The following is a 22880-nucleotide window of genomic DNA, read 5'->3' as shown; positions in this document are numbered from 1 at the left end:
CACTCGAAAGCCGGTTTCGCGGCTTGGTGACCGCCCCGATCCATAAAGCCGCGCTGTATGGCGCGGGGTTCGAATATCCCGGGCATACGGAATTCCTCGCCGCGCTCTGCGCTGGCGATGGCCCGGCCCCCCTGCCCGTGATGATGCTGGCCCATGACGATCTGCGCACGGTGCCGCTGACCATCCATATCCCGCTTGCGCAGGTGCCCGGAAGGATCACGCGCGCGCTCCTGCTCGATACCATCCGTATCGTCGTGCGCGACCTTACCGAACGGTTCGGCATCGCTGCGCCGCGCATCGGGGTGGCCGGTCTCAACCCGCACGCGGGCGAGGATGGTACTATCGGGCGCGAGGAGATCGACGTCATCGTTCCGGCACTGGCGACGCTGCGCACGGAAGGGATCGATGTCTTCGGCCCCTTGTCTGCTGATACGCTGTTCTACCCGCCGCACTGGCGTCAATATGACTGTGTGATTGCCATGTACCACGATCAGGCCCTGATCCCCATCAAGACAATCGCCTTCGATGCGGGGGTCAATGTCACGCTCGGGCTGCCCATCGTGCGCACCTCCCCCGACCACGGCACCGCTTTCGCATTGGCGGGCACGGGCAAGGCCTCGCCCAACTCCATGCTGGCGGCGATCCGACTGGCGGACGCCATTTCATGAGCCAAATCGACGGGTTGCCGCCGCTGCGCGAGGTCATCGCTGAGCACGGGCTGCGCGCAAAAAAGGAACTGGGCCAGAATTTCCTGCTCGATCTCAACCTCACGGGAAAAATCGCCCGCGCGGCGGGTGATCTGGCAGAGGTTACCGTGATCGAGGTGGGCCCCGGCCCCGGAGGACTGACCCGGGCCCTGCTGGCGGCGGGCGCGAAACAGGTGATCGCCATCGAGCGCGATGAACGCACCCTGCCCGCGCTAGCGCAGATTGCTGCCGCTTATCCGGGGCGGCTTGAGGTCATTTCCGCCGACGCGCTGGAGATCGATTACCGCGCACTGGCGGGTGGACGCACGAAAATCGTCGCCAATCTGCCCTATAATATTGCAACGCCCCTTTTGACCGGATGGCTCTCGCAAGAGCCGTGGCCGGCATGGTTTGAGAGCCTGACGCTGATGTTCCAGCGCGAAGTGGCCGAGCGGATCGTCGCAAAGCCCGGTGACAAGCAATATGGACGCCTGGGCGTGCTCTCGGGCTGGCGTACGAACGCCCGGATCGCCCTCAATCTCGACCGCAACGCGTTCACGCCGCCTCCCAAGGTGACCTCATCGGTGGTGCATATGGTGCCCCGGCCCGTGGAGTCAGATGTTCCTGTACGGGCGCTGGAAGAGGTGACAAGGCACTCCTTTGGCCAGCGACGCAAGATGATCCGGCAAAGCCTCAAGGGGCTGGGCGTGCCGCTGGAGGCGCTGCTGGAGCCCCTGGGGCTGACGGGCGAGGAACGCGCAGAGACCTTGCCAGTAGCGACCTATGTCGAACTGGCGCGGCAGGTGATGCGGTTGCGGGCTGGCTAGATCACACTACGCCAGCGCGTCGATCTGGCTCTTCAAATCCTCGACAAACCCTTCGAGCCGGGTCTGGCGGGGGCGCTGGAGGCGGGCGCTGGCGAGGATGGAGCGGACCATCTGCACGGACTGTTCGAGATCCTCATTGACCAGAACATAGTCGTATTCGCAGTAGTGCTCCATCTCCTTGCGCGCGTTGCGCAAGCGCTTTTCGATGGTGCCGGAGCTATCCTGAGCACGGCGTTCGAGACGGGCGCGCAATTCGGCGATGGAGGGGGGCAGGATGAACACGGTGACCATGTCATCGCGGCAGTTTTCATAAAGCTGCAACGTGCCCTGATAGTCGATATCGAACAGGATATCCCGGCCCGCTGCAAGGCTGTCCTCGACCTCGGCGCGCGGGGTGCCGTAGAAATTGCCGTGGACTTCGGCCCATTCGAGCAGATTGCCCTCGTCCCGCAGCTTTTCAAAGGCGGGGATATCGATGAAATGATAATGGGTGCCATCGATTTCGTCGGTGCGGCGCGCCCGCGTGGTGACCGACACCGAAAGACGGATGTTGGGATCCTGCGCAAATAATGCCCGCGAAATCGAGGATTTTCCCGCCCCCGACGGCGATGCGATGACCAGCATGACGCCGCGACGCGCGAAATCCTTCATAGGTCCTGTTTCCCTGCTCTATTCGAAGCCCTACGGTGCCAGATTCGGCTCGATGTCAGCCGGTTTCACCGCCCTGATCGGTAGCCTATTCGAGATTCTGGACTTGCTCTCGTAACTGATCGATCGTTGCCTTGAGGTCAAGACCGATCGCGGTCAGGCTCACATCATTGCTCTTGGAACACAGCGTATTGGCTTCGCGGTTGAATTCCTGGCTGAGGAAATCAAGCTTACGCCCAATTGGGCCACCTTTGCCCAGCAGATCACGCGCGGCGGTGACGTGGGCCGAAAAACGGTCGAGCTCTTCGGCAATGTCGGCCCGGGTGGCCAGCAGCATGGCCTCCTGATGCAGGCGTTCGGCGCTCAGCCCCTTGTCGGTGTCCATGAGCGCGGTGACCTGATCGCGCAAGCGCGTCAGAATGGCCCCGCGGGCAAGGGACGGATGCGCGCGGGCGGTATCGGCGAGGAAAGCAATTTCCTCGACGCGCTGGGCGATAACCGCCCCGATGCGCTCGCCCTCGGCGCGGCGGGTCTCGATGAGGGCCAATAGCGCGACCCCTACGCAATCGAGAATCGCTGAATGCAGCGCTGCTTCCTCGTCGGGGCTCAGTTCGGGCTCTTGCGCCTCCATGATCCCCTTGAGCGAAAGAATGGTTTCGATCGAGGGCTTTCGCGCGTCGACGCGCTCAGAAATCTTGTCGATGAGGGTGAGAACACGATCGAGGGCACGGTCATTGACGACCAGATCGGTATCGACTGCCTCGCGCCGGATATTGACCAAGATCGACACCGATCCGCGCGCCAGCTTTTCGCCGATCAGACGCCTGATATCGGCATCGAGACTATCGAGACCCGGGGAGAGCCGCCCCCTGATATCGAGACCGCGTCCGTTGACCGACTTGATCTCGACCAGAATGGAAACGTTGCCATGCTGGGCGCTGGAGCGTCCGAACCCGGTCATGCTGGAAATCGGTTGCTGGCTCACGCTCACTCTCCCTCCGCAGCCGGTTCTTCGGCAGCGTCCGGAGCGGTGACGTCGCCCGCCTGCGCGGCCTCCTCGGCGGCGATGGCGTCCATTTCGGCGCGCGCTTCCGCATCGGCAGCGGCTTCGGCGGCGCGGCGCTCGATCTCGCGATAAGCGGCGACGTTTCGCTGATGTTCGGCATAGGTGGCTGCAAACACGTGGCCATCGGCTGGCACCGCGCCCTTGGCGACGAAATAGAGGTAATCGTGCTGTTCGGGATTGGCTGTTGCCCGAAGCGCCTCAATGCCCGGATTGGCGATCGGGCCAGCGGGAAGGCCATCGATCTGATAGGTGTTGTAGGGGGTGACCGCATCGATCTCGGAGCGGCGCAAGCCGCGCCCCAAAGCGCCCTGCCCCAGCGTTATGCCATAGATGATGGTCGGATCGGACTGGAGCCGCATGCCGACATTGAGGCGGTTGACGAAAACGCCGGCGACGGTGCCGCGCTCGTCGCCCAGCCCGGTTTCACGCTCGACGATCGAGGCAAGGGTAACAAGTTCTGCGGGCGTGGACAGAGGCAGATCGGGGTCGCGCGCCTCCCAGATTTCAGCCAGCCGCGCATCCATGGCCGCCGTCATCCCGTCGATGACGCCCTGCCGCGTGTCGCCGCGCTGATAGGAATAGGCACCGGGCAGCAGGCTGCCTTCGGGGGGCAGCATTTCAATATTGCCGGTGAGGTTGGGATCGGCGTTGACCCGCTCGACAACCTGCCAAGCGGTAAAGCCTTCCGGCACCACCACCTGATGCTGAAGCGGGGTACCCTCGGTCAATTCGCGGATGATGTCGAACATCGAAGAATGGGCTGCAATCTCGAACTCGCCAGCTTTGAGATCGCTGCCTCGCCGCAGCAGGCGCGAGCCGTAATTGAAGATATCGGCGTTCGAGATGAACCCCTGTTCCTCAAGGCGCTGAGCGACGGTGGACAGGACGTTGCCGGGTTCGACGACAAAGCTGCGATCTTCGGGGACCGGGCCGTCGGCATTGAACGTGGCCGCGCCATAGACGAAGGCGCCGCCAACGGCGAGCAGCGCCAGCAGCACCAGCGTGAGCAGGCCATTGAGGGCCTCAAAGAAACCGTTGGAGGAACGGCTGCGGTTCTTTTTCTTGCGATTGGCCATGCGGTCGGGTTCCGTCCTCTCTTCCGAAATGGGTCGGGGGCGGTGCCGCCCTGCAACACGTCGATTCGAGCGTCAGCGGGCCGTCCGCTGCCGCCCGGCCATATGGGGCAAGAACTTCGGCAAAAACAAGTGCCCGGGATGCTGTGCTCCAGGGTCCGACGCTTTAATCTGCCTTGCGGAAGATCAGCGAGGCGTTGGTGCCGCCAAAGCCAAAGGAATTCGAAAGCACCACATCGATCTGCTTTTCCACCGGCTTGTGCGGAGCCAGATTGATCACCGTCTCGACAGACGGATTGTCGAGATTGATGGTGGGCGGCGCCACATTGTCGCGCATGGCCAGCAGCGAGAAGATCGCTTCGACTGCGCCTGCCGCTCCGAGCAGATGCCCGACGGCGGATTTGGTCGAACTCATGACCACATTGGCGGCGTGATCGCCGAGCAGCCGCGTCACGGCACCAAGTTCGATCTCGTCGCCGAGCGGCGTCGAGGTGCCATGGGCGTTGATATAGTCAATGTCTGAGGGAGCAATGCCTGCGCGCTTGATGGCGGCGGACATGGACCTGAAGCCGCCATTGCCGTCTTCGGCGGGGGCGGTAATGTGGTGAGCGTCGCCGGACAGGCCATAGCCGATCACTTCACCGTAAATGTGTGCGCCACGGGCCTTGGCGTGTTCGTATTCTTCCAACACGACAATGCCTGCACCCTCGCCCATCACAAAGCCATCGCGGTCCTTGTCATAGGGGCGCGAGGCCTTTTCCGGGGTATCGTTGAAGCCGGTCGAGAGCGCCCGGCACGCGGCAAAGCCCGCCAGAGACAACCGATTGACCGGGGATTCCGCGCCGCCAGCCACCATCACATCGGCATCGCCGAGCATGATGAGCCGGGCCGCATCGCCAATGGCGTGGGCACCGGTGGAACAGGCCGTGACAACGGAGTGGTTCGGCCCCTTGAGGCCGTGCTCGATCGAGACATAGCCCGATGCGAGATTGATAAGACGCCCGGGGATGAAGAACGGGCTGATGCGGCGCGGGCCTTTTTCGGCGAGGGTGATGGAGGCATCGTAGATGCCGCCAATACCGCCGATGCCCGAGCCGATCAGAACGCCGGTGCGTTCCTGCTGTTCGAGGGTCTTTGCCTCATACCCTGCATCGCGCAGGGCCTGAGTGGACGCCGCCATGGCAAAGACGATGAATGGATCGACCTTGCGCTGTTCCTTGGGCGCCATCCAATCATCGGGATTGAACTTGCCCTCGGCGGTGTCCCCCAGAGGAATGCGGCAGGCAATCTGGCAAGGCAGATCGCCAACCTCGAAATCGGTGACACGCTGCGCGCCGCTTCTGGACGCGAGAATATTGGACCAGACAGTCTCGTGACCCACCCCAAGAGGGCTAACGATCCCGAGACCGGTGACGACGACGCGGCGCATTGTCATATACCTCGCGAACCGGCCAGGCCGATTACGCGGTGGCCTTGGTGAGGAACCCGACAGCGTCACCGAAAGTCTGGATCGACTCTGCGGCATCGTCGGGGATTTCCACGCCGAATTCTTCTTCGAACGCCATGACGAGTTCGACCTGATCGAGCGAATCCGCTCCCAGATCGTCCATGAAGCTGGCCTTTTCAGTGACCTTGTCGGCTTCGACGTTGAGGTGCTCCACCACGATCTTACGGACGCGATCTTCGATATCGCTCATAGTGTCTTCCTTTTTTGCAGACTAAAGAGTTCGTTGCTAACGCTCTGCCTCTGGGCAGGGATGGATTGCCAACAGGCTCCCTAATAAAACGCCCACGGCGGGATTAAACGGGGCTTTCTCGCCCAGGTCTCGACCTCCAGGCCGCGACGTGCCGGCGCACCTAACACACTTTGTTGACGATGACCATATCGCCACCGTGCATGGACGCAAGCCTTTTACAGGTCAGATCATCACCATTCCACCATTGACGTTGAGGGTATGGCCGGTGATGTAGGCCGCGCCCTCGCTGGCGAGGAACACCGCAGCCGCCGCAATCTCCTCGGACGTGCCCAGCCGGCCAGCCGGGACCTTCTGGAGAATCGCCTCGCGCTGCTTGTCGTTGAGCTCATCGGTCATCGCCGAGGCGATGAAGCCCGGAGCGATGGTGTTTACGGTGATGCCGCGGCTTGCGACCTCATAGGCCAGCGCCTTGGACATGCCGCCCAGCCCGGCCTTGGAGGCGGCATAATTGGCCTGGCCGGGGTTGCCGACCACGCCGACCACCGAGGAAATCGAGACGATGCGGCCGAAACGGCGCTTCATCATCCCCTTTATCGCGGCGCGGGTGAGGTGGAAGGGCGCAGTGAGGTTGATATTGAGAACCTCATCCCACTCCTCGTCCTTCATCCGCATGAACAAATTGTCGCGGGTGAGGCCCGCATTGTTGATGAGGATGTCGATCCCCCCCATCGCCTCTTCGGCCTGGGGGACCAATTGCTCGACAGCGTCGAGATCGGACAGATTACAGGGCAGGATATGGGCCTTGCCGATGATGTCGCGGGCCACCTCTTCGAGGGCACCCACCCGGGTGCCGCTGAGGGCGACTTCGGCGCCCTGCGCAGCAAGGGCCTTGGCGATGGCGCTTCCGATGCCGCCACTGGCGCCGGTGACCAGCGCCCGTTTGCCGGAAAGATCGAACATGATGTGCCTCTTTGATTGATCGTTGCCGGAGCGTTCCGGATCAGGCCAGGAGCTGTTCCATAGTTACAGGAACACGCTCAGGCGCGCGACTCCAGGAACTCTCCAATATCCTTTGCGGTGCCGATGGCCCGGCCCGAGAGCGCCGAATCGATGCGGCGGGCAAGGCCGGTGAGCACCTTGCCGGTGCCCAATTCGTACAGCTCGGTCACACCGGCCTCGCGGGCGAGCCAGCTTACGCTTTCGGTCCAGCGCACCATGCCGGTGACCTGCTCGACAAGACGGCGGCGGATTTCATCGGGATCGGCGATCGGCGCAGCGAGGACGTTGGCGACCAGCGGAACCGAGGGCACGCGCATTTCGACGCCGGCCAGCGCTTCGCGCATTGCCTCGGCGGCTGGCGCCATCAGGGCGCAGTGGAACGGAGCGCTGACCGGCAGGGCCAAAGCCCGCTTGGCGCCCTTTGCCTTGGCCAGCTCTATGGCGCGCTCGATTGCAGACAGAGTGCCCGAGACCACCACCTGGCCGGGCGAATTGTCGTTGGCGACATCGCAGACTTCGCCCTGGGCGGCCTCGGCAGCGATGGCCTTGACCACATCCATATCGAGCCCGAGCAGAGCGGCCATTGCCCCCTGCCCAACCGGCACGGCCTGCTGCATGGCCCGTCCGCGGATCTGAAGGAGACGCGCGGTGTCCGAGAGGCTGAAGGTGCCGGCGGCACAAAGGGCCGAATATTCTCCAAGGGAGTGGCCGGCGACGTAGCTGGCGGTTTCAGCGAGCGCGACGCCGCGCGCTTCGAGCACGCGGACGACGGCAATGGAAGCGGCCATCAGCGCAGGCTGGGCATTTTCGGTGAGGCGCAGAGTATCCTCGGGGCCCTCGAACATGATCTTTGACAAAGAAACGCCAAGCGCTTCGTCGACTTCCTCGAATACCGCACGGGCTTCGGGATAGGCCTCGGCGAGGTCCTGGCCCATGCCTACGGCCTGGCTACCCTGGCCGGGGAATGTAAATGCCGGTTTGGTCATGTGTCCTCTCGCGCTTCGGTTAAGCATGGCTGGCGATTGCGGCCCAATTGGCGGGGCGAGTGCCCGCAAATGCGTGCCGAGTCAAGGTAACGCACTATAAAGGAGTGCTAATCCTGTGCGAAGCCAAGCGCTATTGCCACAGCAAAACCCTTGTGCGGTGCGCCCCCTATCCGAGGGCTGATCCCATAAAACGCAGGGACAGCCTTGCAATCGGGCGCGGATCGCTCTAAACACGCGCAGCATTCGTTTGGCCGGGGGCTGAACGGAGGGTTGGGTGTCGCTTCGTCGATGCGCAATGGATCGTCAGAATTGGTCCTGCCTCCCGTGTTCCCGCTCTTTTACAGAACCTTTGTCGCCTTTCCATCGGCTGCAAAGAGGCTCCGCGCCGACGATGCCTATTGAAGTTCGATATCAGAAAGGCATTCCATGCCCCTTTACGAGCATATCTTTCTGTCGCGGCAGGACGTCTCCGCGCAGCAGGTCGAAGACCTGACCAAGACCTATACCGACCTTTTGGAAGAAAACGGCGGCAAGGTTGCCAAGTCCGAATACTGGGGCGTGAAGTCCCTGTCCTACCGGATCAACAAGAACCGCAAGGCGCATTACACGCTGCTCAACATCGAAGCACCGGCTGCAGCCGTGGCCGAGATGGAGCGCCAGATGCGCATCAATGAAGACGTACTGCGCTTCATGACCATCCGCGTGGATGAGCATGAAGAAGGCCCGTCCGTGATGATGCAAAAGCGTGATCGCGACGATCGTCCGGGTGGTGATCGCCCGCGTGGTCCGCGCCGCTTCTAGTTCTTGGCTGATCGCGCTTCCGAACCGGGTCCGAGTTCCCTGTTGGTTTCGGAAGCGCTCAAAAGGAGAGCCCCATGGCTATTCGTAACCTTACCACTTCGCAGGCCCGTCGCCCCTTCCAGCGCCGCCGCAAGACCTGCCCGTTCTCGGGCGCCAACGCTCCGGTCATCGACTACAAGGACGTTCGCCTGATGCAGCGCTATGTTTCCGAGCGCGGCAAGATCGTTCCCTCCCGCATCACGGCCGTTTCGGCCAAGAAGCAGCGCGAGTTGGCCCGTGCCATCAAGCGCGCCCGCTTCCTGGGCCTGCTGCCGTTCGCGGTGAAATAATCCGTTTGGGCGTCCCTTGTGACGCTCAAACTCTTTTGGTCGCGGAGTTCGGCTGAACTGCCCGCTCTAGCGACATCGTTGGGCGCCCGAATGGTTCGGGCGCTCTAACCGCCAGCAAGGCGGGACAGCATCGGAGACATACCCATGAAAGTCATCCTTCTCGAACGCGTGGGCCGTCTGGGCACCATCGGCGACGAAGTCAACGTCAAGGACGGTTTTGGCCGCAACTTCCTGCTGCCCCAGGGCAAGGCCCTGCGCGCATCGGATGCCAACCGCGCCAAGTTCGAAGCCGAGCGTCAGGTCATCGAGGCCCGCAACGCAGAGCGTCGTTCGGAAGCCGAAAAGAACGCCGAATCGATCAATGGCAAGACCATTGTGATCGTGCGCCAGGCCGGCGAAACCGGCCAGCTCTACGGTTCGGTCTCGGCCCGCGACATCGCCGATGCCCTTCTGGCCGAAGGCGACAAGATCGAGCGTTCGGACATCGATCTGGGCACGCCGATCAAGACTGTCGGCCTGCATGCCGTGACCCTGAACCTGCACGCCGAAGTGGCCGTGACCGTGACCGTCAACGTCGCGCGCTCGACCGATGAAGCCGAACGTCAGGCAGCCGGTGAAGACCTGAGCCGCAAGGACTACAACGACGAAGAAGAGCCCTTCGTCTCGCTTGCCGACGTCGACGAAGACGAACTGGCTGAAGGTGCTGAAGACGACGGCGAAGCTGCTGCCGCCGCCGAAGAAGCCGAGCGCCAGGAAGACGCATAAGCAGATCCACTGATCCGAATCGAAAGGCCGGGCACCGCCCGGCCTTTTTTCTGCATTGTCGAGGGCGGTGGGGCTTATCCCCACACTTCCGCACAGCGCGAATCGGTTAGTGTGTATTGAGCCATTCAAAATCCGGAATCGTGCTTTAGGTGATTGCCGCAGAGGCCTACTGCGGTAAGAGTGTGCCGTTTTATTCGACGAGAGCGCCAATGGAAGCTGTGAGGCGGCTCACGCCCGTCCCATCCGAACCTGAACCCCAATACAAGACCGCTCCCCACAACATCGAGGCGGAGCAGGCCCTGTTGGGGGCAATCCTCGTGAACAACGAGGCCTTTTACCGAGTTTCGGATTTTCTTGAACCGATCCATTTTTATGAGCCGATCCACCGTGAGATCTATGAGGTCTGCGGCAAGATCATCCGTGCCGGGAAAACCGCAACTCCGGTCACGGCCAAGACCTACCTGCCGGACGACCTGCTCGAAGGCGTCACAATGGCGCAGTATCTGGCGCGGCTGGCGGCAGAGGCCACAACCGTCTTGAACGCCGCCGACTACGGCCAGGCGATCTACGATCTGGCCATTCGGCGCAACCTGCTGCTCATTTCCGAAGAGATGACCGACCGCGCCTACAATGCGGATGTGGAAACCTCTGCGCAAATCCAGATCGAGGAGGCTGAAAAATCCCTTTTCGATCTGGCCGAAAAGGGCCGGTATGACGGCGGGTTCCAGGGTTTCAATCAGGCGCTGATCGAAGCGATCAACATGGCGGGCGAAGCCTATTCGCGCGACGGATCGCTTTCGGGCACGGCCACCGGGCTGAGCGACCTCGACCGGCTGATGGGCGGATTGCAGCGCAGTGACTTGATCATCCTCGCGGCGCGGCCCGCCATGGGCAAGACGTCGCTGGCGACCAACATCGCCTTCACGGTGGCCAAGGCCTACAAGGCCGAGCCGCTGCCCGACGGGCACATGAAAACAGTCAACGGAGGAATCGTCGGGTTCTTCTCGCTCGAAATGAGCGCCGAACAGCTTGCCACCCGTGTGTTGGCCGAGCAGTCGGAAATCTCGTCATCGGATATCAGGCGCGGCAATATCCATGAAAGCCAGTACGCCAAGCTGGTCGATACCTCGAACCTGATGGCGCAGGTGCCGCTCTATATCGACGACACCGGCGGCATCTCCATTGCACAACTGGCGGCCCGGGCCCGGCGGCTCAAGCGCCAGAAGGGACTCGATCTGTTGATCGTCGACTATCTGCAATTGCTGTCGGGCTCGAAAAAGGCCGGCGAGAACCGCGTGCAGGAGCTGACCGAGATCACCACGGGCCTCAAGGCCCTGGCCAAGGAACTCGAAGTGCCGATCATCGCCCTGTCGCAGCTCTCGCGGCAGGTGGAAAACCGCGACGACAAGCGCCCGCAACTGGCGGACCTTCGTGAATCGGGCTCGATCGAGCAGGACGCAGACGTGGTGATGTTCGTCTATCGCGACGAATATTACCTCTCCAACAAGGAGCCCAAGGAAGGCACTCAGGAACATCTCGAATGGCAGGCCGAAATGGAAAAGGTGCATGGCCGCGCCGAAGTGATCATCGCCAAGCAGCGGCACGGTCCGACCGGCACGGTGCAGCTCCAGTTCCAGGCCAACCTGACCCGGTTCTCGGATCTGGCCCGGGACGATTATCTGCCCACCCGACAGGAGTAGGCCGCCGCCCGCTTGTCCCCCAACAGGATTTCGCGTTACCTCCAGACCAACGAATGGGAATCAGTGGGCCGACATGACGGGTTCTAAGACGATACTGGGCGGCGGAATCACCATCGACCTTGGAGCGATCACCCGGAACTGGAAGGCGCTCGACACCATTGCGGGCCAGGCGCTGACCGGAGCCGTGCTCAAGGCCGATGCCTATGGGACGGGCGCCGACGTGGTGGGGCGCGCGCTGTATCAGGCCGGGGCGCGGTTCTTTTTCGTCGCCACGCCCGATGAAGGCGTTTCGCTGCGGAGGGCCCTGCCCCAGGCCCATATCTTTGTTCTCGATGGCCTCGTGCCGCGCACGGCTGCCGACTATGCGGCGCACAACCTCATGCCGGTTCTGGCTTCGATGAGCCAATTGACCGAGTGGCTCGATTTCTGCCTGAACCAGGGCCGCGCAGTGCCAGCGGCATTGCATTTCGATACCGGTTTCAACCGGGTCGGCTTCAGGGCCAAGGAAGCCGAACTGGTCAGACGCGAGCTCGATCAGTCGGGGTTCGAGCCGCAGATGATCATGAGCCATTTCGCCTGCGCCGATCAGCCCGCCAACGAGATGACCCGCAAGCAGAACGGGGTTTTTCAGGGGCTGCTCAACATGTTCCCCGATATTCCCGCCTCCATCGCCAATTCGGCAGCGGTCATGACCTCCAAGGATTACCACTATCAGATGGTGCGGCCCGGCATCGCCATGTATGGCGGGCAGGCGCTGAACGCGCGGCCCAACCCCATGGCGCGGGTGATCTCGATGCATGTCCCGATCCTCCAGATCAAGGAACCGAGAATCGGGGAGACAGTCGGTTATGGGGCCGCCTATCGCTTGCGGCGGGACACCAAACTGGCCATCCTCGCAATTGGCTATGCCGATGGATATTTTCGCGCGCTGTCGGGCATCGGCGGGCAGATCGGCGGACGGGTTGCGGTCAACGGAACAGTGGTGCCGGTCCTGGGCCGCGTATCAATGGACATGACGGCGATCGATATCACCGATGTGGACGGGCTGGTGCAGCCCGGCGATCTGGTCGAATTGCTGGGCCCCACTATCAGCATCGACGACGTGGCGGATTCGGCGCGCACCATTGGCTATGAAATCCTCACCAATCTCAACGGGCGGTTCCCCCGCAGCTATGTCAATGTGCCCGAGGGCCTTGACATACACGACTAGTTCCTGCTTTGTTCCGCATATCGCCATCTGTTGAACGGGCTCGGCCATGCAGCGCTCACCGGTGTTCGTTGTTCTGTTACGCGCGATCGGGCCATGGACACACAAGATCATGTCGATGAGCCAATGGCGTGATGCCGTCGGGGCCAGGGGGTTCGACGCCCCCGAGACCCTTCTGGCGACGGGGAACATGATTGTGGGCGGGAACGGGACCACCCGGGACATGGCAGCGGCAATGGATGCCGTGGTCACAGCATGCGGGCTGACCGACGCCAATCGTGCCATCGTGCGGACACCCCAAAGCCTTCGTACCTTGTGTGATGCCGATCCGTTTACAGAGGCGTCGCGTGAGAGGCCGAGCCAGATGGGGGTTTATTTCTTTGCCGAGAGCGAGCCCGATCTTGGCTGGGTCGCTGACTACCAAGGGCCGGAGCGCCTTGCAGTGGTCGAGGGGCATTTGATCATCGATTATGGCGGGCCGATTTCGAAAAGTACTCTGACGGGCAAGAGTATCGAAAAACTCAGCGGCCCGGCGACGGCGCGCAACTGGAACACCCTGCGCCTTTTGGCCGAACGCGCCTCGGGCCGGGAACAGGGGTCGGACCGGTCCTCATAGATTGATACTGACGATGGAGTTGAATATGGCCGGATGGCACAGAAGGCGCGTGGCATGCGGCGCAATGCGGGCGGGCGGGCGCTGATTTATGGCGAAGATCAAATCCACATTTGTCTGCCAGTCCTGCGGCAGCGTAACGCCGCGCTGGGCCGGGCGCTGCGAAGCCTGCGGCGAGTGGAACAGCATCGTTGAGGAAATGGCTTCCGCCGGCGTCGGCGCTGGACCCAAGGCGGCGGTGTCGTCCGGGCGTCCGGTGGAGCTGGTGCCGCTGTCGGGTGAGAGCGAAGACGCGATCCGCATCGTCAGCAAAAACAGCGAGCTCGACCGGGTGCTTGGCGGCGGGTTCGTGATGGGCTCGGCAATCCTCGTCGGCGGCGATCCCGGCATCGGCAAATCGACATTGCTGTTGCAGGCTGCGGCCTCACTGGCGCGGCAGGGCAAGCGGGTGATCTATATATCGGGCGAAGAAGCCATTGCGCAGGTACGTCTGCGCGCCTCCCGGCTTGGGGTGGCGGACGCGCCGGTGGAACTGGCCAGCGAAACCCATGTGGAGACCATTCTCGCCACCATCGAAAAGGGCAAGGCACCCGATCTGGTGATCATCGACTCGATCCAGACCTGCTGGACCGAACGCATCGATTCCGCGCCGGGCACCGTCACTCAGGTACGCACCTCGGCGCAGGCACTGACACGGTTCGCCAAAAAATCGGGCTCGGCTGTGGTGCTGGTCGGCCATGTCACCAAGGACGGCCAGATTGCCGGGCCACGGGTGGTCGAGCACATGGTGGACGCGGTGCTCTATTTCGAGGGCGACACCTCACTGACCTACCGCATTCTGCGCGGCGTCAAGAACCGCTATGGGGCAACCGACGAGATCGGTGTGTTCGAGATGGCGGGCTCCGGCTTGCGCGAAGTGCCCAACCCGTCCGCCCTATTTCTCGATCAGCGCGATTCCGGCGCGGCGGGATCGGCGGTGTTTGCCGGAGTTGAAGGGACGCGCCCGGTGTTGGTGGAAATCCAGGCGCTGGTGGCCGCCTCGCCGCTGGGCACGCCGCGGCGGGCCGTCGTCGGATGGGATTCGGCGCGGTTGTCGATGATCCTCGCGGTCCTCGAAACCCGCTGCGGGGTGAGAATCGGTGCCAATGACATCTATCTCAACGTTGCCGGCGGGCTGAAGGTCAACGAACCGGCGGCCGATCTGGCTGTGGCGGCGGCGCTGATTTCCTCGCTGACCAATTCCCCCCTCCCCGCCGATGCTGTGTATTTCGGCGAGGTGAGCCTGTCAGGCTCGATCCGGCCGGTGGTGCATGCCAATCTACGGGTCCGCGAGGCTGCCAAGCTCGGCTTTGGCTCGGTGCACACCGCCAAGCTGAACGCCTCGGATCGCGCTGCCGAGGACGTACTGCTTAATGAATTCAGTGCCTTGGCGGATCTGGTCGGGCGCATCGCGGCCAATGGCAGCGCGCCGGCCAAAGACGAGGACGGGTGGAACTGATCGGCCCGGGCATCGTTCCTGCGGGTCGGGCAAATCCAGCCCTGTCGCCGACACGGGAGACAATGGCTCTGCCCCCTCCGGGATCAGCAGCCTTGGACATCCCACGCAATTGCTTGGCTTTGCCGTATTTTGCCGCTAAACGAACCCCAACAGGGCTTGCCGGAGAACTTTTCCCATGCTGACCGCTTTCGACATTGCCGTCGGAATCCTTGTCTTGGTTTCCGCGCTGTTGGCGACGGCGCGCGGATTGACGCGCGAAGTGCTTTCACTGGTCACATGGGCCGGCGCTGCGGCGTTTGCCGCCTACATGTTCTTTTACCAGCCCCAGATTGCGCAGGAGTTCGTCGCCGACGACCTGTGGGCCAGCATCGCAACGGTGGTGGTGAGCTTCCTTGTCGCATTGGTGGTGCTGCACCTTTTGACCATGAAGATCGGCGACTGGATCACCGACAGCAAGCTGGGGCCGCTGGACCGGACGCTGGGCTTTGTGTTCGGAGCCCTGCGCGGCATCCTGATCGCGGTGGTGGTGGTGATCTTTGCCGACTGGCTGATCGGGGAGAACCCGCCCAATCTGCAATGGTACGGGGAAGCACAATCACTGCCGACCTTGCGCTCGCTCGGCGACGGGCTGATCTCACTGCTGCCGGACAATCTCGAAGAGCAGGTCAACGACCTGTTGCAGGGTGGCGGGCCGGTCGAGGACCCGATCATCAATGAAGAAGGCCTCAACGACCCGCAGCCGATTCCCGGAGCGACGATCAACGGCGTGTGATGATGCCACATCCCTGGCCGCACAATGTTGACTTGCGATTGCCGGGGGCGTAATTCCCGCAGGTATATCGGGAGGATATCGGCGTGGATGCAGGGGCTGACCGGCCTTGGCAATCCCGCTCCATGGCTTTGCAAGCACGGTGGATATTTTGAGTACGCTCCACGCGACCACAGGCGATCATCTCAACGGGCTGGCGCTCGAACTTGACGGGGACACGCTGCGCGAAGAGTGCGGCGTGTTTGGCATTTTAGGGCACTCGGACGCGGCGGCGCTCACCGCGCTGGGTTTGCATGCCCTCCAGCATCGCGGCCAGGAAGCTGCAGGCATCGTCACCTTCGATGGCAAACGCTTCAACTCCGAGCGGCATCTGGGACTGGTCGGCGACCACTTTACCGACGCGGCGACCCTGGGCCGGCTGCCCGGGAATCTGGCGGTTGGGCATGTGCGCTATTCGACGACCGGTGAAACGGTTTTGCGCAACGTGCAGCCACTGTTCGCCGAACTTGAGGTTGGCGGCATCGCGATTGCCCATAATGGCAACCTTACCAACGGGCTGACCCTGCGGCGGCGGCTGATCGCGCAGGGCAGCATTTATCAGTCCACGTCCGACACCGAGGCAGTGCTGCACCTGATCGCGCGCTCGCAGCGGCGCGGGTCGGCGCACCGGTTCATCGACGCGCTGGGCGCCATCGAGGGCGCTTACGCGATGGTCGCGATGACGCGCACCAAACTGATCGGCGCGCGTGACCCGCAAGGCATCCGCCCGCTGGTGCTGGGCGAACTGGACGGAAAACCGATTATCGCATCGGAGACCTGCGCGCTCGACATCATCGGCGCAAAATTCGTGCGCGATGTCGAAAATGGCGAGATCATCGTTTGCGAGACCCAGAAGGACGGCTCGATCACCATAGAGAGCTTCAAGCCCTTCAAGCCGTGCGATGAACGCATGTGCCTGTTCGAATACGTCTATTTCGCACGGCCTGATTCGGTCGTGGCCGGGCGTTCCGTCTATGCCGCGCGAAAGGCTATGGGGGCGAACCTTGCTCTGGAAAGCCCGGTTGAGGCCGATGTGGTGGTTCCGGTGCCCGACGGCGGCACACCGGCGGCGCTCGGCTATGCGCAGCAATCGGGCATTCCGTTCGAATATGGCATCATCCGCAACCATTATGTGGGCCGCACCTTCATCGAGCCGACCCAATCGATCCGGGCGCTGGGGGTCAAGCTCAAGCATTCGGCCAACCGCTCGGCCATCGAAGGCAAGCGGGTGGTCCTTGTCGACGATTCCATCGTACGCGGCACCACGTCGCTGAAAATCGTCCAGATGATTCGCGATGCGGGGGCGACGGAAGTTCACTTCCGCGTGGCCAGCCCCATGATCACTTATTCGGACTATTACGGCATTGATACGCCCGACCCGGACAAGCTGCTGGCCAACCAGTACGAAACGCTTCAGGATATGTGTCGCTATATCGGCGCTGACTCGCTGGAATTTCTGTCGATCGATGGATTGTATCTCTCCGTCGGCGGAAAAAAACGCAATCCGGACGCGCCGCAATTTACCGATCACTATTTCACCGGCGACTATCCGACGCCGCTCACCGATCTCGAAGGGCGCGACAAGAACAACCCCAAGCAGATCTCGATGCTTAGAGAAGCCGTTTAGCATGACCGAACAACAAGACCTTTCCGGCCGTGTGGTGCTGGTGACCGGCGCCTCGCGGGGGCTGGGCTATGCCGCTGCCAAAAATGCCGCCGCCCGGGGGGCCCATGTGATCGCCGTTGCCCGTACGGTTGGCGGCCTTGAAGATCTCGACGACGAAATCCAGGCGCTGGGAGCCTCTACCACTCTGGTGCCGATGGACCTCACCGACGGGGAAGCGGTCGACAGGCTCGGAGCGGCGATCTTCGAGCGCTGGGGCCAGCTCGATGGCCTCATCGGCAACGCCGGTGCGCTGGGCGTACTCAGCCCCCTGCCCCACGTCCAGCCCAAGGACTTCGCCAATGTCTTCGCAATCAACGTGGAAGCCAATTATCGGCTGATCCGTTCGCTTGATCTGCTGTTGCGCCAGTCCGATGCGGGCCGGGCGGTGTTCATCTCTTCGGGTGCTGCGCTTTCAGCAAAGCCTTATTGGGGGCTCTATGCCGCCTCCAAGGCCGCGCTCGACGCCATGATCAAAGCCTATGCGGGCGAGATGGCGATCACCAACGTCAAGGCTAATATCTTCTATCCCGGACAGGTCCGCACCGCCATGCGCGCCAAGGCCATGCCCGGAGAAGACCCGATGACCCTGCCGTCGCCGGACGAAGTAGCGCCGAAGATCGTCGACATGATCTCACCGGTTTATGAAAAGACCGGAATGCGGGTGGATGTGTTGCGGGGCGAAGAGCCGCTTTAACACCGAGTTGCAGACGGTTTAGATCGTCGCAGGCTCCGCGCATCCCTCATCCGACCGCTCCGCGGCCACCTTCTCCCTCAAGGGGAGAAGGGGAATGGTGGCTGCGTTTCGAGATGAGGCAAACACCTAAAAAAAGCCCCCTTCTCCCTTGAGGGTGCAAGGCGCTGCGCTTTGGCCTCTACTTGCCGTCCTCATCCACATAGGGATTCTTGCCGCCACGCACCCAGAGCCGGATGGGTGTACCGGGCAGGTTGAAATCCTGCCGCATGCCGTTGACGATGTAGCGCTGGTAAGCCTTGGGCAGTGCGTCAGGACGCGAAGCAAATACGATGAAGCTCGGTGGCCGCGTCTTGGCCTGGGTCATGTAACGCAGCTTGAGCCGCCGCCCCGATACCGCCGGGGGCGGGTGTTGCTCGGTCATGATGGACAGCCAGCGGTTGAGCTTGGCGGTGCGGATCTTCACGTTCCAGACGCGCTCGATATCGAACACGGCCTTCATCAGCTTGTCGATGTTGCGGCCATGCAGGCCTGACAAGGTCACTAGCGGAACGCCGCGCAATTGCGGCAGCAGCCGCTCGCACTGCTCGCGCAGCTCCAGTATCTTGGCGTTCTTGTCCTCGATCAGGTCCCATTTGTTGACGGCGATGACCATCGCCCTGCCTTCGCGCTCGACCAGATCGGCCAGCGCGAGGTCCTGCTTTTCAAACGGGACGGTTGCATCGAGCAGCAGGACGACAACTTCGGCATATTGGATCGAGCGCAGGGCATCGCCAACCGAGAGTTTTTCGAGCTTGGCCTGCACACGCGCCTTGCGCCGAATGCCGGCGGTGTCCACCAGATTGATGACCCGCCCTTCCCATTCCCATGGCACCATAATGGAATCGCGGGTGATACCGGCTTCCGGGCCGGTCAGCAGGCGCTCGGACCCGACCATGCGGTTGATCAGCGTGGATTTCCCGGCGTTGGGGCGGCCCACGATGGCGACGTTGAGGTAGCGGCTGGGATCCCAGCGCAAGGGTGCGGTGTCGCCCGCCTGATCCTCGCCTTCGTCCTCGATGACGTCGACATCGACCTCAGGCTTGCGCACCATGTCATAGTCGAACTCGCCGGTGGCCAGTTCCGCCGCTGCGGCCTTGGCTTCCTCTGCCCGGTCCACAGCCTGTGAAACCACCGTATAGAGATCGGCCAGGCCCAGCCCGTGTTCGGCAGACAGCGGGATCGCCTCGCCAAACCCCAGATTAAAGGCTTCGAGCAGGCCTGCTTCCGCCGCCCTGCCCTCGGCCTTGTTGCCGATGACGTGGATGTCCTTGTTGGCCCGGCGCAGCAGACGGGCAAAATGCTCGTCGGTGGGCGTGAGGCCGGCGCGCGCGTCGATCATGAACAGGACGACATCAGCTTCAGCGATAGCGATCTCGGTCTGACGGCGCATACGGGCTTCGAGGCTGTCGTCGTTGGCATCCTCATAGCCGGCGGTATCGATCAGGGTGAAGGTGAGATCGCCGATGCGGCCCAATCCCTCACGTCGATCACGGGTGACACCGGGGGTATCGTCCACGATGGCGATCTTGCGTCCAACCAGGCGGTTGAACAGCGTCGACTTGCCGACATTGGGCCGGCCAACGATGGCAACGGTTACTGGCATTGGTTACTCAGCCGCAGGGATGGTGGCGTCGGACGCCGGCGCTTCGCCGTCTGTCTCGCCTGTGAAGTCATCGATCCCGGTGGAGGCCAGTTGTTCGAGATAGACATAGGCGCGCAATTGCATTTCCTGACCGGTAATCGGATCAGCGGCAATTGCCTCGAAATTGGCGCGGGCCGCTTCGATATCCCCGGCCTTGTACTGTGCCAGCCCTAACGCTTCGCGGGCGTTGTTGCGCAGCAGGCTACCTTCGCCAATCATGCCGCCAACGCGCTGCTCAACGGCAGCAACGTCGAGGTGATCGACGGCTAGATAGGACCCGAGCACCAGGGCGAGTTCACGCAGACGGCGCTGATCGAGCCCGGCGGCCAAGGCATCATAGGCAGCAATGGCAGCCTCGGCATCGCCCTGTTCGGCAAGAAGCGCAGCATCGTGGAATCGCGCCAGCGTGGCATAGCCACGGGGACCGCTCGCCTCGATCTCGGCAAAGGCTGCCTGAGCGCCGGTGATATCGCCGCGTTCAACGAGTTCGACGGCAGCATAGTACTGATCGGATGCTGTCGCAGCCGTGCTCGACCGCCACCATTTCCAGGCTTCATTGGCGGCAACCAGCAAGACAATCAGCACCGCCGCGCCGATGATGAACGGGGCAAAGCGCCGCCAGAAGGCTTTCAGCTTGTCGCTGCGCAGTTCTTCTTCGACTTCGCGCAGGAAGGATTCTTCACTCATCGGGGCATCCGGACTGACGTGGAAATTGGCCGGACAATAGTTGGCCCGCCTCTACATTGCAATCGCACCGATCGCCCGATTGTCGCCAAGGGCGGCAATATCAACATGATCGCCGCTGCGCCCTGGCCGCAACTGCGCCTACAGGTCACGAACGGAGCAGTCTTTCAAAGACGGTGCCGTGTTCCAGCACATTGCCAGCGTCATCCATGACGCGCATGGCATCGGCGGAAATCTCATCGATAACCACGACTTCACCCTCAACGAGACCAATTTCAACCTTCATATCGATCAAAGTCAGCCCCTTCTCACGCAAGTCGGCTTCGACGATACCACACACGCGACGGGTAATGTCCTTGGCCTCTTCGAGGTGTCGCGGGCTGACAAGGCCCAGCGCGATGATGGTGTCATCATTGATCAAAGGGTCGCCGCGCTCATCGTCCTTGACGGTGATTTCGACCAAACGATCGAGCTTTTGTCCGGTGTCGCGAATATAGGGCTGATACCGGCGCAAAAAGCTGCCCCACGGGCGGGTGCGGCAGACAAATTCAAGGCCGCCCGCGCCATTATTGTCAGCACCCAGGGGTTGGGCGCGCCGCACCTCCATGGTTCCCGCCTCAAGATCGGCATGCACGAAATGGGTGGGAATGCTGGCGGCGTGCAGGCGCTGGAAGAAATAGTCCGTCATGACCAGCGACTTGCGGCCTTTGCCCTCGACCTGACCGATGACGGCATTGGCGCCCGGGTCGATGACACCATCGGCGCCCGTGACGTCATCCTTGAAGACCAGACGTATATTGCCGTTCGGCAAGGCATAGAGATCTTTTGTCTTGCCGGAATAGATCTTTTCGCTGGTGGTCAAGTGCTTGCTCGCTGATGTGCTCTAGGGCCTGAACGCGGGATTTATTCCCACTCGATGGTTCCCGGTGGCTTGGAGGTCACGTCATAGACGATGCGGTTGATCCCCTTGACCTCATTGATGATCCGCGTGGCTGCCTTGCTCAGGAAATTCATATCGAAGGGATAGAAATCCGCGGTCATGCCATCCACCGATGTCACGGCGCGCAGAGCGCAAACGCTTTCATAGGTACGGCCATCGCCCATCACGCCGACGGTTTGCACCGGCAGCAGGATTGCGAAGGCCTGCCAGATGGTGTCGTAGAGACCCGCCTTGCGGATTTCATCAAGATAGATCGCATCGGCCTGACGCAAGATGTCGAGCTTTTCGCGGGTCACGCCGCCCGGCAGACGGATGGCGAGACCCGGGCCGGGAAACGGATGGCGGCCAACGAAATGCTCGGGAAGACCCAGCTCGCGGCCTAGCTTGCGCACTTCATCCTTGAACAATTCGCGCAGCGGTTCAACGAGCTTCATGTTCATGCGCTCGGGGAGGCCGCCGACATTGTGGTGGCTCTTGATGGTGACCGAGGGGCCGCCAGTGAAGGACACCGATTCGATGACGTCGGGATAAAGAGTGCCCTGGGCAAGAAATTCGACGCCACCGATCTTGGCAGCTTCTTTCTCGAACGTCTCGATGAACAGCCGCCCGATAATCTTGCGCTTGTCTTCCGGCTCGACAACGCCTTCGAGCTCGCCGATGAAAGTATCGGCCGCATCGACGTGCACCAGCGGAATGTTATATTGATTGCGGAACATGGAGACCACTTCGTCGGCCTCGTTCTTGCGCATCAATCCATGATCGACAAAGATACAGGTGAGCTGGTCGCCGATCGCCTCGTGGATCAGGATCGCCGCCACAGACGAATCCACGCCGCCAGACAGCCCGCAGATCACCTTCTTGTCGCCAACCTGTTCGCGAATAGCGGCGATGGCCTGATCGCGATAGGCAGTCATCGTCCATGTCGCTTCGCAGCCACAGATATTATGGACGAAATTGGCGTAGAGCTTGCCGCCATCGGGGGTGTGGACCACCTCGGGGTGGAACTGGACGCCGTAGAAGCGTCGCTCTTCATCAGCGATGACCGCGAAGGGCGCGCCAGGGGACGTTGCCACCGCCTCAAATCCGGCGGGCAACTCGGCGACCTTATCGCCGTGGCTCATCCAGACCTGATAGGAATGGTCCAGCTCCCAGACGCCTTCGTAAAGGGCGCAGTCCTTTTCGATCCGGATTTCAGCGCGACCGAACTCGCGCAGATGTCCGGGCTCGACCTTGCCGCCAAGGGCCACGCACATGGCTTGTTGGCCGTAGCAGATGCCCAGAACCGGCACGCCGTAGGACAATAGCCGCGGATCGACCTGAGGCGCGCCGTCGGCGATGACACTGGCGGGGCCGCCGGACAGGATGATGCCCTTGGGCGCCAGCGTATCCAGCTGGGCGACTGCCGTCGAAAAAGGGTGGATTTCGCAATAGACTCCGGTCTCGCGCACCCGGCGGGCGATGAGCTGGGTGACCTGAGAGCCGAAATCGACAATGAGGATCGTATCGGTGGTG

23 protein-coding genes are annotated in these 22880 nt (G+C 62.1%); 12 read left to right on the top strand and 11 right to left on the bottom strand.

What is annotated here, in order from left to right; all coding sequences use genetic code 11:
* Positions 1–668, top strand: a 668-nt coding sequence (gene pdxA / locus VNS12_RS07270) for a 4-hydroxythreonine-4-phosphate dehydrogenase PdxA (protein ID WP_325487159.1), incomplete at its 5' end; no start/stop codon positions are given.
* Entirely contained in the window at positions 665–1513 is an 849-nt protein-coding gene (rsmA, locus tag VNS12_RS07265) for a 16S rRNA (adenine(1518)-N(6)/adenine(1519)-N(6))-dimethyltransferase RsmA (protein WP_325487158.1), read from the top strand. The genes pdxA and rsmA, both read left to right, overlap by 4 nt.
* Positions 1514–1519: 6 nt before the next feature.
* Here rsmA and gmk read toward each other — a convergent pair whose 3' ends face one another.
* From gmk to fabD, 7 genes are all read right to left on the bottom strand, one after another.
* Positions 1520–2164, bottom strand: coding sequence for a guanylate kinase (gmk, locus tag VNS12_RS07260; RefSeq protein ID WP_325487157.1), 645 nt, complete (start codon positions 2162–2164; stop codon positions 1520–1522).
* An 85-nt stretch (positions 2165–2249) separates the two neighbouring features.
* On the bottom strand, positions 2250–3146 hold the full coding sequence (locus tag VNS12_RS07255) for a YicC/YloC family endoribonuclease (protein ID WP_325487156.1): 897 nt from the start codon (positions 3144–3146) through the stop codon (positions 2250–2252).
* A 2-nt stretch (positions 3147–3148) separates the two neighbouring features.
* Entirely contained in the window at positions 3149–4303 is a 1155-nt protein-coding gene (mltG, locus tag VNS12_RS07250; protein WP_325487155.1) for an endolytic transglycosylase MltG, read from the bottom strand.
* A 163-nt stretch (positions 4304–4466) separates the two neighbouring features.
* Complete coding sequence (gene fabF / locus VNS12_RS07245; protein WP_325487154.1) at positions 4467–5729, bottom strand: beta-ketoacyl-ACP synthase II; 1263 nt, start codon at positions 5727–5729, stop codon at positions 4467–4469.
* Positions 5730–5760: 31 nt separating this feature from the next.
* Positions 5761–5997, bottom strand: coding sequence for an acyl carrier protein (locus VNS12_RS07240; RefSeq protein WP_325487153.1), 237 nt, complete (start codon positions 5995–5997; stop codon positions 5761–5763).
* 222 nt (positions 5998–6219) lie between these two features.
* Positions 6220–6957 (bottom strand): 3-oxoacyl-[acyl-carrier-protein] reductase, encoded by a 738-nt coding sequence (gene fabG / locus VNS12_RS07235; protein ID WP_325487152.1) that lies wholly within the window; start codon positions 6955–6957, stop codon positions 6220–6222.
* A gap of 77 nt (positions 6958–7034) precedes the next feature.
* Positions 7035–7982, bottom strand: coding sequence for an ACP S-malonyltransferase (gene fabD, locus VNS12_RS07230; RefSeq protein ID WP_325487151.1), 948 nt, complete (start codon positions 7980–7982; stop codon positions 7035–7037).
* A 426-nt stretch (positions 7983–8408) separates the two neighbouring features.
* On the opposite strand from fabD, the gene rpsF reads away from it, so the two are divergent.
* The 10 genes from rpsF (at position 8409) to VNS12_RS07180 (ending at position 18063) form a co-directional block, all read left to right on the top strand.
* Positions 8409–8783 (top strand): 30S ribosomal protein S6, encoded by a 375-nt coding sequence (gene rpsF, locus VNS12_RS07225; RefSeq protein ID WP_325487150.1) that lies wholly within the window; start codon positions 8409–8411, stop codon positions 8781–8783.
* A gap of 74 nt (positions 8784–8857) precedes the next feature.
* Positions 8858–9112 (top strand): 30S ribosomal protein S18, encoded by a 255-nt coding sequence (gene rpsR, locus VNS12_RS07220; protein WP_414693082.1) that lies wholly within the window; start codon positions 8858–8860, stop codon positions 9110–9112.
* 144 nt (positions 9113–9256) lie between these two features.
* On the top strand, positions 9257–9877 hold the full coding sequence (gene rplI / locus VNS12_RS07215) for a 50S ribosomal protein L9 (RefSeq protein WP_325487149.1): 621 nt from the start codon (positions 9257–9259) through the stop codon (positions 9875–9877).
* Between the two features lie 209 nt (positions 9878–10086).
* Entirely contained in the window at positions 10087–11577 is a 1491-nt protein-coding gene (locus tag VNS12_RS07210) for a replicative DNA helicase (protein ID WP_325487148.1), read from the top strand.
* Positions 11578–11650: 73 nt separating this feature from the next.
* Positions 11651–12787, top strand: a complete 1137-nt coding sequence (gene alr, locus VNS12_RS07205; RefSeq protein WP_325487147.1) for an alanine racemase — start codon at positions 11651–11653, stop codon at positions 12785–12787.
* A gap of 46 nt (positions 12788–12833) precedes the next feature.
* Positions 12834–13400: a DUF1697 domain-containing protein gene (locus tag VNS12_RS07200; protein WP_325487146.1), complete on the top strand. Its 567-nt coding sequence runs from the start codon at positions 12834–12836 to the stop codon at positions 13398–13400.
* An 88-nt stretch (positions 13401–13488) separates the two neighbouring features.
* Positions 13489–14895, top strand: coding sequence for a DNA repair protein RadA (gene radA, locus VNS12_RS07195; protein WP_325487145.1), 1407 nt, complete (start codon positions 13489–13491; stop codon positions 14893–14895).
* 175 nt (positions 14896–15070) lie between these two features.
* Positions 15071–15667 carry a CvpA family protein gene (locus VNS12_RS07190; RefSeq protein ID WP_325487144.1) on the top strand — a complete coding sequence of 199 codons (597 nt, stop codon included), beginning with the start codon at positions 15071–15073 and terminating at the stop codon, positions 15665–15667.
* Between the two features lie 190 nt (positions 15668–15857).
* Positions 15858–17330, top strand: coding sequence for an amidophosphoribosyltransferase (purF, locus tag VNS12_RS07185; protein WP_325487161.1), 1473 nt, complete (start codon positions 15858–15860; stop codon positions 17328–17330).
* A 1-nt stretch (position 17331) separates the two neighbouring features.
* Positions 17332–18063, top strand: coding sequence for an SDR family NAD(P)-dependent oxidoreductase (locus tag VNS12_RS07180; RefSeq protein ID WP_325487143.1), 732 nt, complete (start codon positions 17332–17334; stop codon positions 18061–18063).
* A gap of 178 nt (positions 18064–18241) precedes the next feature.
* Here VNS12_RS07180 and der read toward each other — a convergent pair whose 3' ends face one another.
* The 4 genes from der to guaA form a co-directional block, all read right to left on the bottom strand.
* Positions 18242–19705 carry a ribosome biogenesis GTPase Der gene (gene der, locus VNS12_RS07175; protein ID WP_325487142.1) on the bottom strand — a complete coding sequence of 488 codons (1464 nt, stop codon included), beginning with the start codon at positions 19703–19705 and terminating at the stop codon, positions 18242–18244.
* Between the two features lie 3 nt (positions 19706–19708).
* Positions 19709–20431: a tetratricopeptide repeat protein gene (locus VNS12_RS07170; protein ID WP_325487141.1), complete on the bottom strand. Its 723-nt coding sequence runs from the start codon at positions 20429–20431 to the stop codon at positions 19709–19711.
* Between the two features lie 145 nt (positions 20432–20576).
* On the bottom strand, positions 20577–21290 hold the full coding sequence (locus VNS12_RS07165) for a phosphoribosylaminoimidazolesuccinocarboxamide synthase (RefSeq protein WP_325487140.1): 714 nt from the start codon (positions 21288–21290) through the stop codon (positions 20577–20579).
* A gap of 41 nt (positions 21291–21331) precedes the next feature.
* Complete coding sequence (gene guaA / locus VNS12_RS07160; protein WP_325487160.1) at positions 21332–22867, bottom strand: glutamine-hydrolyzing GMP synthase; 1536 nt, start codon at positions 22865–22867, stop codon at positions 21332–21334.
* Positions 22868–22880: the final 13 nt, after the last annotated feature.

Source organism: Pelagibacterium sp. (assembly GCF_035555455.1).
Taxonomy (GTDB): domain Bacteria; phylum Pseudomonadota; class Alphaproteobacteria; order Rhizobiales; family Devosiaceae; genus Pelagibacterium.
The sequence above is the reverse complement of the archived record's forward strand: the minus strand, read 5'-3'. Positions and strand labels throughout refer to the sequence as shown.